At 61.7% G+C, this 13256-nt stretch carries 12 protein-coding genes; 9 read left to right on the top strand and 3 right to left on the bottom strand.

Annotated features, from left to right (window positions below):
• Positions 1 to 112 precede the first annotated feature (112 nt).
• Positions 113 to 2917: a DNA polymerase I gene (gene polA, locus M0814_RS22270; RefSeq protein WP_103483964.1), complete on the bottom strand. Its 2805-nt coding sequence runs from the start codon at positions 2915 to 2917 to the stop codon at positions 113 to 115.
• A 74-nt stretch (positions 2918 to 2991) separates the two neighbouring features.
• Here polA and M0814_RS22265 point away from each other — a divergent pair, with 74 nt between their 5' ends.
• Together M0814_RS22265 and M0814_RS22260 are read left to right on the top strand one after the other, a co-directional pair.
• Positions 2992 to 3288: a DUF2782 domain-containing protein gene (locus M0814_RS22265; RefSeq protein ID WP_003220313.1), complete on the top strand. Its 297-nt coding sequence runs from the start codon at positions 2992 to 2994 to the stop codon at positions 3286 to 3288.
• A gap of 61 nt (positions 3289 to 3349) precedes the next feature.
• Positions 3350 to 4303: a homoserine kinase gene (locus M0814_RS22260; RefSeq protein ID WP_103483963.1), complete on the top strand. Its 954-nt coding sequence runs from the start codon at positions 3350 to 3352 to the stop codon at positions 4301 to 4303.
• A gap of 91 nt (positions 4304 to 4394) precedes the next feature.
• On the opposite strand, the gene M0814_RS22255 is transcribed toward M0814_RS22260, so the two are convergent.
• On the bottom strand, positions 4395 to 5315 hold the full coding sequence (locus M0814_RS22255; RefSeq protein ID WP_103484039.1) for a zinc ABC transporter substrate-binding protein ZnuA: 921 nt from the start codon (positions 5313 to 5315) through the stop codon (positions 4395 to 4397).
• Positions 5316 to 5381: 66 nt separating this feature from the next.
• Here M0814_RS22255 and M0814_RS22250 point away from each other — a divergent pair, with 66 nt between their 5' ends.
• From M0814_RS22250 to M0814_RS22235, 4 genes are read left to right on the top strand one after another with little or no spacing between them, the layout of a single operon-like run.
• Positions 5382 to 5864 (top strand): Fur family transcriptional regulator, encoded by a 483-nt coding sequence (locus M0814_RS22250; protein ID WP_003220319.1) that lies wholly within the window; start codon positions 5382 to 5384, stop codon positions 5862 to 5864.
• Positions 5864 to 6649 (top strand): zinc ABC transporter ATP-binding protein ZnuC, encoded by a 786-nt coding sequence (gene znuC / locus M0814_RS22245; protein ID WP_003220320.1) that lies wholly within the window; start codon positions 5864 to 5866, stop codon positions 6647 to 6649. The genes M0814_RS22250 and znuC overlap by 1 nt, the downstream gene beginning before the upstream one ends.
• Entirely contained in the window at positions 6642 to 7430 is a 789-nt protein-coding gene (znuB, locus tag M0814_RS22240; protein ID WP_103483962.1) for a zinc ABC transporter permease subunit ZnuB, read from the top strand. Before znuC ends, znuB begins: the two co-directional genes overlap by 8 nt.
• Positions 7431 to 7467: 37 nt before the next feature.
• On the top strand, positions 7468 to 8181 hold the full coding sequence (locus tag M0814_RS22235) for a PA5502 family lipoprotein (protein ID WP_003220324.1): 714 nt from the start codon (positions 7468 to 7470) through the stop codon (positions 8179 to 8181).
• Between the two features lie 95 nt (positions 8182 to 8276).
• On the opposite strand, the gene katE is transcribed toward M0814_RS22235, so the two are convergent.
• Positions 8277 to 10418: a catalase HPII gene (gene katE, locus M0814_RS22230; protein ID WP_103483961.1), complete on the bottom strand. Its 2142-nt coding sequence runs from the start codon at positions 10416 to 10418 to the stop codon at positions 8277 to 8279.
• 260 nt (positions 10419 to 10678) lie between these two features.
• On the opposite strand from katE, the gene M0814_RS22225 reads away from it, so the two are divergent.
• The 3 genes from M0814_RS22225 to M0814_RS22215 all read left to right on the top strand — a co-directional run bounded on the left by M0814_RS22225 (position 10679) and on the right by M0814_RS22215 (position 13208).
• Entirely contained in the window at positions 10679 to 11686 is a 1008-nt protein-coding gene (locus M0814_RS22225; RefSeq protein WP_027610230.1) for a methionine ABC transporter ATP-binding protein, read from the top strand.
• Positions 11686 to 12360, top strand: coding sequence for a methionine ABC transporter permease (locus M0814_RS22220; RefSeq protein WP_003220331.1), 675 nt, complete (start codon positions 11686 to 11688; stop codon positions 12358 to 12360). Before M0814_RS22225 ends, M0814_RS22220 begins: the two co-directional genes overlap by 1 nt.
• A gap of 77 nt (positions 12361 to 12437) precedes the next feature.
• A complete protein-coding gene (locus M0814_RS22215) occupies positions 12438 to 13208 on the top strand; it encodes a MetQ/NlpA family ABC transporter substrate-binding protein (RefSeq protein ID WP_103483960.1) in 771 nt (256 codons plus the stop codon).
• Positions 13209 to 13256 lie beyond the last annotated feature (48 nt).

The following is a 13256-nucleotide window of genomic DNA, read 5'->3' as shown; positions in this document are numbered from 1 at the left end:
GTTCAGATTTTTTTCAAAAAGCTTTGGAATAACCCCAAGCGCGTTTCGAAATAAGCGCGCTTCGGGCGTTTGCCGCGACAGTGTGTCGCGGCAAACGCCCGGGCCAGATGCCTTAGTGCGCTTCATCCCAGTTGTTGCCGACGCCGACTTCCACCAGCAACGGCACGTCCAGCTTCGCCGCTTCGCTCATGTGCAGGCGGATTTCCTGGCTGACCTGATCGACCAGATCCTCGCGAACCTCCAGCACCAGTTCGTCGTGCACCTGCAGGATGACTTTGGCGTCCAGCCCCGAAGCCGTCAGCCAGTTATCCACCGCCACCATGGCTTTCTTGATGATGTCGGCGGCGGTGCCCTGCATCGGCGCGTTGATCGCCGTGCGTTCGGCGGCAGCGCGTTCCTGCGGCTTGTTGGAGTTGATTTCCGGCAGGTACAGACGACGACCGAAGAAGGTCTCTACATAGCCCTGATCAGCGGCCTGCTTGCGGGTGCGCTCCATGTATTCGCGCACACCCGGGTAGCGGGCGAAGTAGGTGTCGATGTAGGCCTTGGCGGTCTTGGTGTCGACGCCGATGTCCTTGCCGAGCTTCTGCGCGCCCATGCCGTAGATCAGGCCGAAGTTGATCGCCTTGGCGCCACGGCGCTGGTCGGACGTCACTTCGTTCAGCTCGACCTTGAACACTTCAGCGGCGGTCGCGGTGTGCACGTCCAGGTTGTTGCGGAAGGCGTTCATCAGGCCTTCGTCTTTGGACAGGTGGGCCATGATCCGCAGCTCGATCTGCGAATAGTCCGCCGCCAGCAGTTTGTAGCCTTTTGGCGCAACGAATGCCTGACGGATACGCCGGCCTTCAGCGGTACGCACCGGAATGTTCTGCAGGTTCGGATCGCTGGAGGACAGGCGCCCGGTAGAAGCCACGGCCTGGTGGTACGAGGTGTGGATACGCCCGGTGCGCGGGTTGATCTGCTCCGGCAGGCGATCGGTGTAGGTGCTTTTCAGTTTGCTCATGGAGCGGTGTTCCATCAGCACTTTCGGCAGACGGTGATCGTCCTCGGCGAGCTTGGCCAACACTTCCTCGGCGGTCGATGGCTGGCCCTTGGCGGTTTTCTTCAGCACCGGCAGGCCGAGCTTTTCGTAGAGGATCACGCCCAACTGCTTCGGCGAGCCGAGGTTGAATTCTTCCCCGGCGATCTCGAATGCTTCGCGCTCCAGCGCGACCATCTTGTTGCCCAGTTCAATGCTCTGGATGCCGAGCAGCTCGGCGTCGACGAACGCGCCCTGACGCTCGATGCGCGCCAGCACCGGAACCAGCGGGATCTCGATGTCGGTCAGCACACTGGCCAAGCTCGGAATCGCGCTGAGTTTGTCGAACAGGGTCTGGTGCAGGCGCAAGGTGATGTCGGCATCTTCGGCGGCGTACGGGCCGGCCTGCTCCAGGGCGATCTGGTCGAAGGTCAGCTGCTTGGCGCCTTTGCCGGCGATGTCCTGGAAGCTCACGGTGGTGTGATCCAGGTACTTCTGCGCGAGGCTGTCCATGTCGTGGCGGGTCGCGGTGGAGTTGAGCACGTAGGACTCAAGCATGGTATCGAAGGCGATCCCGCGCACATTGATGCCCTGGCTCTGATCGCCGCCGATGGCGCAGTTGGCCAGGATGTTCATGTCGAACTTGGCGTGCTGGCCGACCTTGAGTTTGTTCGGGTCTTCCAGAATCGGCTTCAGCGCGCGCAGCACGGTGTCGCGATCCAGTTGCTCGGGCACGCCGATGTAGGAGTGGGTCAGCGGGATGTACGCCGCTTCGTTGGCCTGCACCGCGAACGACAGGCCGACCAGTTGCGCCTGTTGCGCGTCGATGCCGGTGGTTTCGGTGTCGAAGGCGAACAGCTTGGCGTTGTTCAGTTTCTCCAGCCAGACGTCGAAACGCGCCTGATCGAGGATGGTTTCATACGCTGCTTCGGTCGGAGCGGCAGGGGCTTCTTCTGCCGGCGCGCTGAACAGATCGCCAGCCGGCGCAGGCTCGGCGGCCGCGTTCAGTTCCTGGCGCTTGGCGTCGCGATCCAGATCATTTAGCCAGCTCTTGAATTCCAGCAGGGTGTACAGCTCATAGAGCTTGGCCGGGTCTTCCGGGCGCATTTGCAGGTCGTCGAGGCCGATGTCCAGCGGCACATCGACCTTGATGGTCGCCAGTTGGTAGGAGAGGAAGGCCATCTCCTTGTGCTCTTCGAGCTTGGCCGGCAGGGTCTTGGCCCCACGGATCGGCAGGGTCGGCACAATGTCGAGATTCGCGTAAAGCTCGGTGAGGCCACCGTTGACCCCGACCAGCAGGCCGGAAGCGGTCTTCGGGCCGATGCCCGGTACGCCCGGGATGTTGTCGGAAGAATCGCCCATCAGCGCCAGATAATCGATGATCTGCTCGGGAGCGACGCCGAATTTCTCCTTCACGCCCTCCACGTCCATCGAGCTACCGGACATGGTGTTGACCAAGGTAATGTGACCGTCGACCAATTGCGCCATGTCCTTGTCGCCGGTGGAGATGATCACCGGACGATCCGCCGCCGCGCTGCTGCGGGCCAGGGTGCCGATCACGTCGTCAGCCTCGACGCCTTCCACGCACAGCAGCGGGAAGCCGAGGGCGATCACGCTCTGGTGCAGCGGCTCGATCTGCACGCGCATGTCGTCGGGCATGCTCGGGCGGTTGGCCTTGTATTCGGCGTACATCTCATCGCGAAACGTCCCGCCCTTGGCGTCGAAGACCACGGCGAACGGGCTGTCCGGGTACTGCTTGCGCAGACTCTTGAGCATGTTCAGCACACCTTTGACCGCGCCGGTCGGCAGGCCTTTGGAGGTGGTCAGTGGTGGCAGTGCATGGAACGCGCGGTACAGGTAAGACGAACCGTCCACCAGGACGAGGGGGGCTTGGCTCATGAGCAGAATCAACCTTTTCGGCGGGCCCGGCGCTAGAATAGCGGGACCGTTGACGACAAAGGGACAAGGTTATCATGCGTACGTTAAATCGCTTGCTGCTGGTCAGTTTGATTGCTGTCTCACCATTGGCCGCGATCGCGGCGGATGATGCGCCGTCAAAGGAGCCGGAAGTTACCATTAACACGCACACCGAAGGCGACAAGGTCATTCAGGAATACAGCCGCAGTGGCTTCGTGTATGCGATCAAGGTCACGCCGAAGGGCGGTAAACCGTATTTCCTGGTGCGCGCCGATGGTTCGGACGCGAACTACATCCGTTCCGACCAGCCGGATATGCTGATTCCGTCGTGGGAAATCTTTACCTGGAAGTAAGATTCCCGACTTTTAATCGGCGCCGCTTGATCGCGGCGCCCGAACTGAGCAGTTTTTAACCATGTCTGTGTTCACCCCCCTGGCTCGGCCCGAGCTGGAAACCTTTCTCGCCCCTTACGGGCTCGGCCGTCTGCTTGATTTCCAGGGGATCGCCGCCGGCAGCGAAAACACCAATTTCTTTATCAGCCTGGAGCAGGGCGAATTCGTCCTGACCCTGGTCGAGCGCGGCCCGGTGCAGGAAATGCCGTTCTTCATCGACCTGCTCGACGTCCTGCACGAGGCCGATCTGCCGGTGCCCTACGCGCTGCGTACCACCGACGGCGTGGCGCTGCGTGAGCTCAAGGGCAAACCGGCATTGCTCCAGCCGCGCCTGTCCGGCAAGCACATCAAGGTCGCCAACGCCCAGCATTGCGCGCAGGTCGGCGAGTTGCAGGCGCATCTGCACCTGGCGACCCAGGGCGAGCGCATGATCAAGCGCAAGACCGACCGTGGCCTGGACTGGATGCTGGAGGAGGGCACCGATTTTCTTTCGCACCTGAGTGACGAGCCGCGTGCGTTGCTGCACAAGGCACTGGAAGAAATCACCCTGCAGAAAGACAAAATTCTCGCGCTGCCACGGGCCAACATCCACGCCGACCTGTTCCGCGACAACGCGATGTTCGAAGGCACGCACCTGACCGGGTTGATCGACTTCTACAACGCCTGCTCGGGGCCGATGCTCTACGACGTGGCGATTGCCTTGAATGACTGGTGTTCGGATGAGCAAGGCTTGATCGACGGACCGCGTGCCCGCGCATTCCTCGGTGCCTATGCGGCGCTGCGCCCGTTCACGGCCGCTGAAGCGGAGCTATGGCCGACCATGTTGCGCGTGGCCTGTGTGCGGTTCTGGTTGTCGCGGTTGATCGCCGCCGAGCAGTTTGCCGGGCAGGACGTGCTGATTCACGATCCGCAGGAGTTCGAGCAGCGTTTGGCGCAGCGGCAGCAGGTGCATACACCGCTACCTTTCGCCCTTTAAAAGCTTCGCGAGCAAGCCCGCTCCCACAGGGTCTCGGCGATCCTGTGGGAGCGAGCCTGCTCGCGAATGGGGGCAACACCTATGCCGAGGATTACAGCGATTCCAGGCACCCGGCCAAATCGTTGCCTAATTTCTCCAGCACCTGCTCATAACCCTGAGCGGTTGCTGGGGTGTAACCGCCCAGTGCATCCAGCTCCGCCAGCTTCACCGGCAGGCCTGCCACCAGGGTTTCCGCCAGGCGCGGACGCAGCGGGGGTTCACTGAACACACAGGTCTTGCCCACTTCCTGCAGGCGCTTGCGCATCGCGGCGACATGCTGCGCGCCCGGTTGGACTTCGGCGGCCACGCTGAACACGCCAGTGTGCTTCAGGCCGTAAGCGTCTTCGAAGTAATCGAACGCTTCGTGGAACACGAAGTACGGTTTGCCCTCGACATCGGCCATGCGCTTCTTCAAGCGTGCATCCAGTGCGTCGAGGCGCTCATCGAAAGCCTTGGCGTTGCTCTGATAGCGTTCGGCGTTGGCCGGATCGGCTGCGCTGAGGTCGGCAGCCATTTTCTCGGCAATGACCCGCGCGTTGACCGGCGATAGCCACAAATGTGCGTCCAGCGTGCCCGGGCGATGATCGTGATCATGCTCGTCGGCGTCTTCGGCGTGGGAGTGGCTGTCTTCGGCGAAGCGGCGCAGCTTCATGCCCGGCAGATCCTGCACGGCCACGCTTGGCAGCGTACGACCGTTGAGCACCCGTGGCAGGAAACCTTCCATGTCCGGGCCGATCCAGTACAGCAGATCCACCGATTGCACCTTGCGCACGTCGGACGGGCGCAGCGCGTAGTTATGCGGTGAAGCGCCCGGCGGCAGCAGCACTTCGGGAATCGCCACGCCGTCCTGCACGGCCGCGGCAATCAGCTGCAACGGTTTGATGCTGGTGAGGACCTTGACCTCGGCCTGAGCCGAACCGATCAGCAGAAAACTGGCGATAAACGCCACAAAAACAGAAAAAAGTCGGGACACGATGACCACTCAAGGAGGCGAGAACGGGTAACATAATAACGTCTCTATCAAAACTCGTCGCCGCCCATGCCTATTACACCGATTGCCAGCCGTCCTCACGACCACTCTCATTGCGTGCACAGCGCACTGACCGAGGCCGATACCTTGTGCGCCCAGAAAGGCCTGCGCCTGACTGCGTTGCGCCGGCGGGTGCTGGAGCTGGTGTGGCAGAGCCACAAGCCGCTGGGCGCCTACGACATTCTGGCGGTGCTCAGCGAGCAGGACGGCCGCCGCGCCGCGCCGCCGACCGTGTACCGCGCGCTGGATTTCCTCCTGGAAAATGGCCTGGTGCACCGCATTTCTTCGCTCAACGCCTTTGTCGGTTGCGTGCATCCGGAACATGCGCATCAGGGCCAGTTCCTGATCTGCCGCGACTGCCACGCCGCCATTGAGCTGGAACAGAAAGCTATCAGCGACGCGATCATCAATAGCGCCAAGGATGTCGGTTTCATCGTCGAAGCACAGACCGTCGAAGTGGTCGGCCTGTGCTCCGGTTGCCAGGGGGCCTGATGAGCAACCCGTTGATCCGTCTGGAGCACGTCGCCGTCACGTTTGCCGGGCAGACCGTGCTGGACAACATCGAGCTGAGCGTCGAACCGGGGCAGATCGTCACCCTGATCGGCCCCAACGGCGCCGGCAAGACCACACTGGTGCGCGCCGTGCTTGGCCTGCTGAAGCCTGACAGCGGCAGTGTCTGGCGCAAGCCGAAACTGCGCGTCGGCTACATGCCGCAAAAACTTCACGTCGACCCGACCTTGCCGCTGTCGGTGCTGCGTTTCCTGCGTCTGGTGCCGGGTGTTGATCGCCCGCGTGCGCTGGCTGCGCTGAAGGAAGTCGGCGCCGAGCACGTTATCGACAGCCCGGTGCAGACCGTTTCCGGCGGCGAAATGCAGCGCGTGCTGCTGGCCCGGGCGCTGTTGCGCGAGCCGGAATTGTTGGTGCTCGACGAGCCGGTGCAGGGCGTGGATGTCGCCGGCCAGGCCGAGCTGTACAGCCTGATCACCCGCCTGCGCGACCGCCATGGTTGCGGGGTGCTGATGGTCTCGCACGATTTGCATCTGGTGATGAGCACCACCGATCAGGTGGTCTGCCTCAACCGACACGTCTGCTGTTCCGGGCATCCGGAGCAGGTCAGCGGCGATCCGGCGTTCGTCGAGCTGTTCGGCAAGAACGCACCGAGCCTGGCGATCTATCACCACCATCACGACCACGCCCACGACCTGCACGGTTCGGTGGTCAAGGCGCCCGCTGCGGGCCACACCCACGTTCACGGAGACCACTGCAAGCATGGCTGATTTTCTGTTGTATGCCCTGCTTGCAGGTCTGGCGCTGGCGCTGGCGGCCGGGCCGTTGGGTTCGTTCGTGGTCTGGCGGCGCATGGCCTATTTCGGCGACACCCTGTCCCACGCCGCGCTGCTTGGCGTGGCCCTGGGCTTTCTGCTGGATGTCAGTCCGACGGTGGCGGTGACCGTCGGCTGCCTGCTGCTGGCGGTGCTGCTGGTGACGTTGCAGCAGCGTCAGCCGCTGGCGTCGGACACGCTGTTGGGGATTCTCGCGCCGAGTACGCTCTCTCTTGGCCTGGTGGTACTAAGCTTCATGCATGAAGTGCGGATCGACCTGATGGCCTATCTGTTCGGCGACTTGCTGGCGATCAGTCCGACCGATCTGGCGTGGATCCTCGGTGGCAGCGCGGCAGTGCTGGTGCTGCTGGTGACGCTGTGGCGGCCGCTGCTGGCGATTACCGTGCATGAGGAATTGGCCAGGGTCGAAGGCCTGCCGGTGGCGGGTCTGCGCATGGCGCTGATGCTGTTGATCGCGGTGGTGATCGCGGTGGCGATGAAAATCGTCGGTGTGTTGCTGATTACTTCGTTGTTGATCATCCCGGCGGCTGCGGCACAACGTCACGCCCGTTCGCCGGAGCAGATGGCGCTGGGCGCGAGCCTGCTGGGCATGCTCGCCGTGTGTGGCGGGCTGGCGCTGTCATGGTTCAAGGACACCCCGGCGGGGCCGTCAATCGTTGTGACGGCAGCCGCACTGTTTCTGCTGAGTTTTGTTCTGCCCCGTCGAGGGGTGTAGACTTGCTCGCTTTTTGCGCAAATAGAGAGTCGCAGGAATGAAGCCGTTCGCCTCCCGTTATCTGCTCCTTGTCGCATTTTCCGTGCTGCTGGGCGCCTGCCAAAGCACGCCGCCGGTGGCCGAAGCCCCCGACGCGCGGGCCACGGCCATCGCACAGCTGGAGCAAAGCCTGGCCAGCAGCGAACTGGCCACCGCCGAAGACCAATTGGCCGCCTTGCAGGCACAGAACCCCAACGATCAGTCGCTCGAGCAATACCAGCGCCAGTTGGCCGAAGCCTACCTGCGCCGCAGTCAGATCGTGTTGCAGAAAGGTGATGTGAACGCGGCAGCGACCGCACTGAGCCGTGCTCGCGCGCTGATGCCCAAGGCCCCGGCGCTGACCGGTGGCGTCAACGGCGCGATCACCGAAGCTCGTAAAGCCGAGCTGGAGAAAGCCGAAGCGGCGCTGCTGGCGGCCGAAGCCAAACCGAAAGCCAAGGTCATCGATCCGACCGCCGAAAGCACCACGGTGGCGCTGAACATCAACGATAGCCGCAAACTTCGCCGACAACTCGACGCGATCGCCGCCGATGTGGTGAATTACGAATGTGCCGTGAGCATTCAGGCACCGCGCACTCAGGATTACCCTTGGCTGGCGACTCTGCTGAGCAAGCGGGTGAAGAAACTGAATCCGGATTTTGAGTTGCGCATCGAGAAGCAGATTCTGCGCACGGTGCCGGCGCAGATGGTTCTGATTCCAGCTAAACCCTGAAAAGCTTCGCGAGCAAGCCCGCTCCCACAGGTCCAGCGTGAACCCTGTGGGAGCGAGCCTGCTCGCGAAAGCGTCCTCTCAGGCAGCCAGTTTTCTTAAGCTGGAACAGCTTTGGCCTTAGGCTCGCGATCCCAAACCCGATGCTGCCCGATCGCCGCGAAGAACGGCTTGGTCAACCCCGGCACATCCTTGCCCTGCAGCAACCCCGCATCCGCCTCAAGCTTCAGCAGATCCTGCAACTGCTTGGCCTCGCCGTGCAGCGCAATCGCCTTCAGGTGCTTGTACGCCTCCAGCAGGTAGTGCAACGCCACACCGTCAGCGCTCAACGCCTTGATCGACGCCGCGCCACCGGGCACGAACACCGCATCGAAGATCACCGAAGGCATGCCTTCCATGGAAGCGTCCACCGGCAGGGCTTTGCCGTCGGCCGTCTTCACCGGTGCCGAAGTCGGGCCGAGCAGCTTGGCGTGGGCACCTTCCGCTGCCAATGCCTTCTTCATGGCATCAATTGCCGCACCATCGACACCGTTCGCCGCAAGAATCGCCACTTTTCGGGTTTTGATGTTCTCTGGCAGCAGATTGGCCTGACTCAGCGCTGGCGAATGATCGAACGAAGTCTTGCGCACCTCGACCGTGCCTTTGCTTGGCGCCGGCAGCCCGAGGTTGGCCGCGACACGTTTGGCCAGTTCCAGGTCGATATTGGCGAGAATCTCATTCACCTGCCGTGCACGGATGAACTCGCGCTCAACCTTGCCCAGCTCGAAGCTGTAGGCGGCGATGATGTGTTCCTGCTCGTGCTTGCTCATGCTCTTGAAGAACAGTCGCGCCTGCGAGAAGTGATCGCTGAACGATTCGCTGCGCTGGCGGATCTTGGCGGCGTCGATGCGTTCCGGATAAGTCTCGAAACCACCGTCCTGCGCGGCTGGCGGGGTCTCTTTCGGCCAGCCGCCATCGATCGAGTTCGGCTCGTAGGACGCGCGCCCCTTGTCGATCACCGTGCGGTGTTGGGCATCGCGCTGGCCGTTGTGGAACGGCGCGACCGGGCGGTTGATCGGCAGCTCGTGAAAGTTCGGCCCACCGAGTCGGCTGATTTGCGTGTCGGTGTAGGAAAACAGCCGGCCTTGCAGCAGCGGATCGTTGGAGAAATCGATCCCCGGCACGATATGGCCTGGGCAGAACGCGACCTGTTCGGTCTCAGCAAAGAAATTGTCCGGGTTACGGTTCAGGGTCATCTTGCCCAGCGGGGTGATCGGCACAATTTCTTCGGGGATCAGCTTGGTCGGGTCGAGGATGTCGAAATCGAAGTCGTGCTCGTTTTCCTCCTCGATGATCTGTACGCCCAGCTCCCATTCCGGGTAATCGCCCATCTCGATGGCTTCCCAGAGATCGCGACGGTGGTAGTCGGTGTCTTTACCGGCGAGCTTCTGCGCCTCGTCCCACACCAGCGAGCAGGTGCCGGCGGTAGGGCGCCAGTGGAATTTGACGAAGCGCGATTTGCCCTCGGCGTTGACCAGGCGGAAGGTGTGCACGCCAAAGCCCTGCATGCTGCGCAGGCTTTTCGGGATCGCCCGGTCGGACATCGCCCAGATCACCATGTGCGCCGATTCCGGCACCAGCGAAACGAAGTCCCAGAACGTATCGTGGGCCGAGCCGCCGGTCGGGATCTCATTGTGCGGTTCGGGTTTTACCGCATGGACGAAGTCGGGAAACTTGATCGCGTCCTGAATGAAAAACACCGGCATGTTGTTGCCGACCAGATCGAAGTTGCCCTCATCGGTGAAGAACTTCACCGCGAAACCGCGCACGTCGCGCACGGTATCGCCGGAACCGCGCGGCCCCTGCACCGTGGAAAAACGCACGAACACCGGGGTCTTTTTCCCCGGGTCTTGCAGGAAACCGGCCTTGGTCAGCGTCGAATGGTTCTCGTAGGCCTGGAAGAAACCATGGGCGCCAGTCCCGCGCGCATGGACGATGCGCTCCGGAATGCGTTCGTGGTCAAAGTGCGTGATCTTTTCCCGCATGATGAAGTCTTCCAGCAACGACGGCCCGCGCGGGCCGGCCTTGAGGGTGTTCTGGTTATCGGCGATCTTCACTCCCTGATTGGTGCGCAGGGCCTGGCCGGTCGCGTCGGAGCGAAACTTCTCCAGACTGTCGAGTTTGGCGTTGGTGTTGGCGCGATCCTTGGTATCGGTTCCGGCCAGTTGGCTTTTGTCGGTCGTAGGTTTCTTGCTGCTCATCAGACGTAAACTCCTCGGTTGACCCCGTTTCAACGGGGACTCTTGAGCGTTTCCGGGCACGGTTACCCAGGGTTTCAAGTCGCTTAACTAGTGACCAATGAGCAGGAATGGGCGTTCCTTTTTTATGACCTTTGATCTTGTTATTGCCAAATCGAAGGTTAATTGCGAAATAAATGCTAAGAACCTCTATACGGACAGGCTAAAATGCGCGCCCGGCTAACCGCTGATCCTTTTCTAATGCGCCCCACAAGGTTCGCTACGTGATCGAGTTTCAAAACGTCCACAAAACTTACCGCGTCGCCGGTAAGGACATCCCCGCCCTGCACCCGACCAGTCTTTCGATTGAAAATGGTCAGGTCTTCGGCCTGATTGGCCATTCCGGTGCGGGAAAAAGTACCCTGCTGCGTCTGATCAATCGCCTGGAAGACTCCAGCGGCGGCAAGATCATCGTCGACGGCGAAGAAGTCACCGCGCTGGACGCCAACGGCCTGCGCCGCTTCCGTCAGCAAGTCGGGATGATCTTCCAGCACTTCAACCTGCTCGCCTCCAAGACCGTGGCCGACAACGTCGCGCTGCCCCTGACCCTGGCGGGCGAGCTATCGAGCAGCGAAATCAATCAGCGTGTCGCCGAGTTGCTGGCGCGGGTCGGTCTGTCCGATCACGCCAAGAAGTACCCGGCACAATTGTCCGGCGGTCAGAAACAACGCGTCGGCATCGCCCGCGCCCTGGCGACCAAGCCGAAGATCCTGCTGTGCGACGAGGCCACCAGTGCCCTCGATCCGCAGACCACCGCGTCGGTCCTGCAACTGCTGGCCGAGATCAACCGCGAACTGAAGCTGACCATCGTCCTGATCACCCACGAGATGGACGTGATCCGTCGCGTCTGCGATCAGGTGGCAGTGATGGACGCCGGGGTGATCGTCGAGCAAGGCTCGGTGGCCGATGTGTTCCTGCATCCGCAGCACCCGACCACCAAGCGTTTCGTCCAGGAAAGCGAGCAGATCGACGAAAGTGAACAGCGCGATGACTTCGCTCACGTGCCGGGTCGCATCGTGCGTCTGACCTTCCAGGGCGAAGCAACCTACGCGCCGTTGCTCGGTACCGTTGCCCGGGAAACCGGGGTCGACTACAGCATCCTCGCCGGTCGCATCGACCGCATCAAAGACATTCCTTACGGGCAATTGACCCTCGCCGTCACCGGTGGCGACATGGAAGCGGCTTTCGCCCGCTTCACCGCCGCTGACGTTCACATGGAGGTGCTGCGTTAATGGAAGCCCTGATGAGTTTCTTCACCAATATCGACTGGTACGAAATCTGGCTGGCCACCGGCGACACCATGCTGATGCTTGGCGGATCGCTGCTGTTCACCGTGTTGCTCGGCTTGCCGTTGGGCGTGTTGCTGTTCCTCTGCAGTCCGCGTCAGTTGCTGGAAAGTCGTGGCCTCTACGCCTTCATGTCGCTGGCGGTGAACATCCTGCGCTCGCTGCCGTTCATCATTCTGCTGATCGTGATGATCCCGTTCACCGTGCTGATCACCGGCACTTCGCTGGGCGTGGCCGGTGCGATTCCGCCGCTGGTGGTAGGTGCGACGCCGTTCTTCGCGCGTCTGGTGGAAACCGCGCTGCGTGAAGTCGATCGCGGCATCATCGAAGCCACCCAGTCGATGGGCGCGACTACCCGTCAAATCATCATGAACGCCTTGCTGCCGGAAGCCCGTCCGGGCATCTTCGCAGCGATTACTGTGACCGCGATTACCCTGGTGTCCTACACGGCGATGGCCGGTGTGGTCGGCGCCGGTGGTCTGGGTGACCTGGCGATCCGTTTCGGTTACCAGCGTTTCCAGACTGACGTGATGATCGTTACCGTGGTGTTGCTGTTGATTCTGGTACAAGTGCTGCAAATGGTCGGCGACCGACTGGTCGTGCATTTCTCGCGCAAATAACCGGTTTTTGTAATCAAGAGATGAGCCGGCCATTCGCTGGCAGGCGCCACACGGGCGCCTTATAAGGAGTTAGCTGAATGAAAAAACTGATCGCTGCTTTCGCTGCCGTAGCCGCATTTTCGGCCCACGCTGAAACCCTGACCGTTGCCGCCACCCCGGTGCCGCACGCGGAAATCCTCGAATTCGTGAAGCCGGCCCTGGCCAAAGAAGGCGTGGAGCTGAAGGTCAAGGTCTTCACCGACTACATTCAGCCGAACGTACAGGTGGCCGAAAAGCGTCTGGACGCCAACTTCTTCCAGCACCAGCCGTACCTCGATGAGTTCAACAAGGCCAAGGGCACCAACCTGGTGGCTGTGACCGGCGTGCACCTGGAGCCGCTGGGCGCCTACTCGAGCAAGATCAAGGATCTGAAAGACCTGCCAAGCGGCGCCAACGTGGTGATTCCGAACGACGCCACCAACGGCGGCCGTGCGCTGTTGCTGCTGGCCAAGGCCGGCCTGATCACCCTGAAGGATCCGACCAACATTCTGTCGACCCCGAAAGACATCGCGCAGAACCCGAAAGACCTGAAAATCCGTGAGCTGGAAGCCGCGACCATCCCGCGCGTGCTGACCCAGGTCGATTTGGCGCTGATCAACACCAACTACGCGCTGGAAGCCAAGCTCGATCCGTCCAAGGACGCGCTGGTGATCGAAGGCAACGACTCGCCGTACGTCAACATCCTGGTGTCCCGTGCCGACAACAAGGACAGCGCCGCGATGCAGAAACTGGCTGCTGCGCTGCACAGCCCGGAAGTGAAGAAATTCATCACCGAGAAGTACAAAGGCGCGGTGTTGCCGGCGTTCTGATTTAGATTGCTGCAAAAAAAAGGGGGCGCCATGAGCGCCCCCTTTTTT

This window comes from Pseudomonas sp. MWU12-2020 (assembly GCF_023100605.1).
GTDB classification, from domain to species: domain Bacteria; phylum Pseudomonadota; class Gammaproteobacteria; order Pseudomonadales; family Pseudomonadaceae; genus Aquipseudomonas; species Aquipseudomonas fluorescens_H.
The sequence above is the reverse complement of the archived record's forward strand: the minus strand, read 5'-3'. Positions and strand labels throughout refer to the sequence as shown.

Bases quoted from the DNA above. Each gene is read 5' to 3' on its own strand.
- polA (WP_103483964.1), bottom strand. From the start codon at position 2,917: ATGAGCCAAGCCCCCCTCGTCCTGGTGGACGGTTCGTCTTACCTGTAC.
- M0814_RS22265 (WP_003220313.1), top strand. From the start codon at position 2,992: ATGCGTACGTTAAATCGCTTGCTGCTGGTCAGTTTGATTGCTGTCTCA.
- M0814_RS22260 (WP_103483963.1), top strand. From the start codon at position 3,350: ATGTCTGTGTTCACCCCCCTGGCTCGGCCCGAGCTGGAAACCTTTCTC.
- M0814_RS22250 (WP_003220319.1), top strand. From the start codon at position 5,382: ATGCCTATTACACCGATTGCCAGCCGTCCTCACGACCACTCTCATTGC.
- znuC (WP_003220320.1), top strand. From the start codon at position 5,864: ATGAGCAACCCGTTGATCCGTCTGGAGCACGTCGCCGTCACGTTTGCC.
- znuB (WP_103483962.1), top strand. From the start codon at position 6,642: ATGGCTGATTTTCTGTTGTATGCCCTGCTTGCAGGTCTGGCGCTGGCG.
- M0814_RS22235 (WP_003220324.1), top strand. From the start codon at position 7,468: ATGAAGCCGTTCGCCTCCCGTTATCTGCTCCTTGTCGCATTTTCCGTG.
- katE (WP_103483961.1), bottom strand. From the start codon at position 10,418: ATGAGCAGCAAGAAACCTACGACCGACAAAAGCCAACTGGCCGGAACC.
- M0814_RS22220 (WP_003220331.1), top strand. From the start codon at position 11,686: ATGGAAGCCCTGATGAGTTTCTTCACCAATATCGACTGGTACGAAATC.
- M0814_RS22215 (WP_103483960.1), top strand. From the start codon at position 12,438: ATGAAAAAACTGATCGCTGCTTTCGCTGCCGTAGCCGCATTTTCGGCC.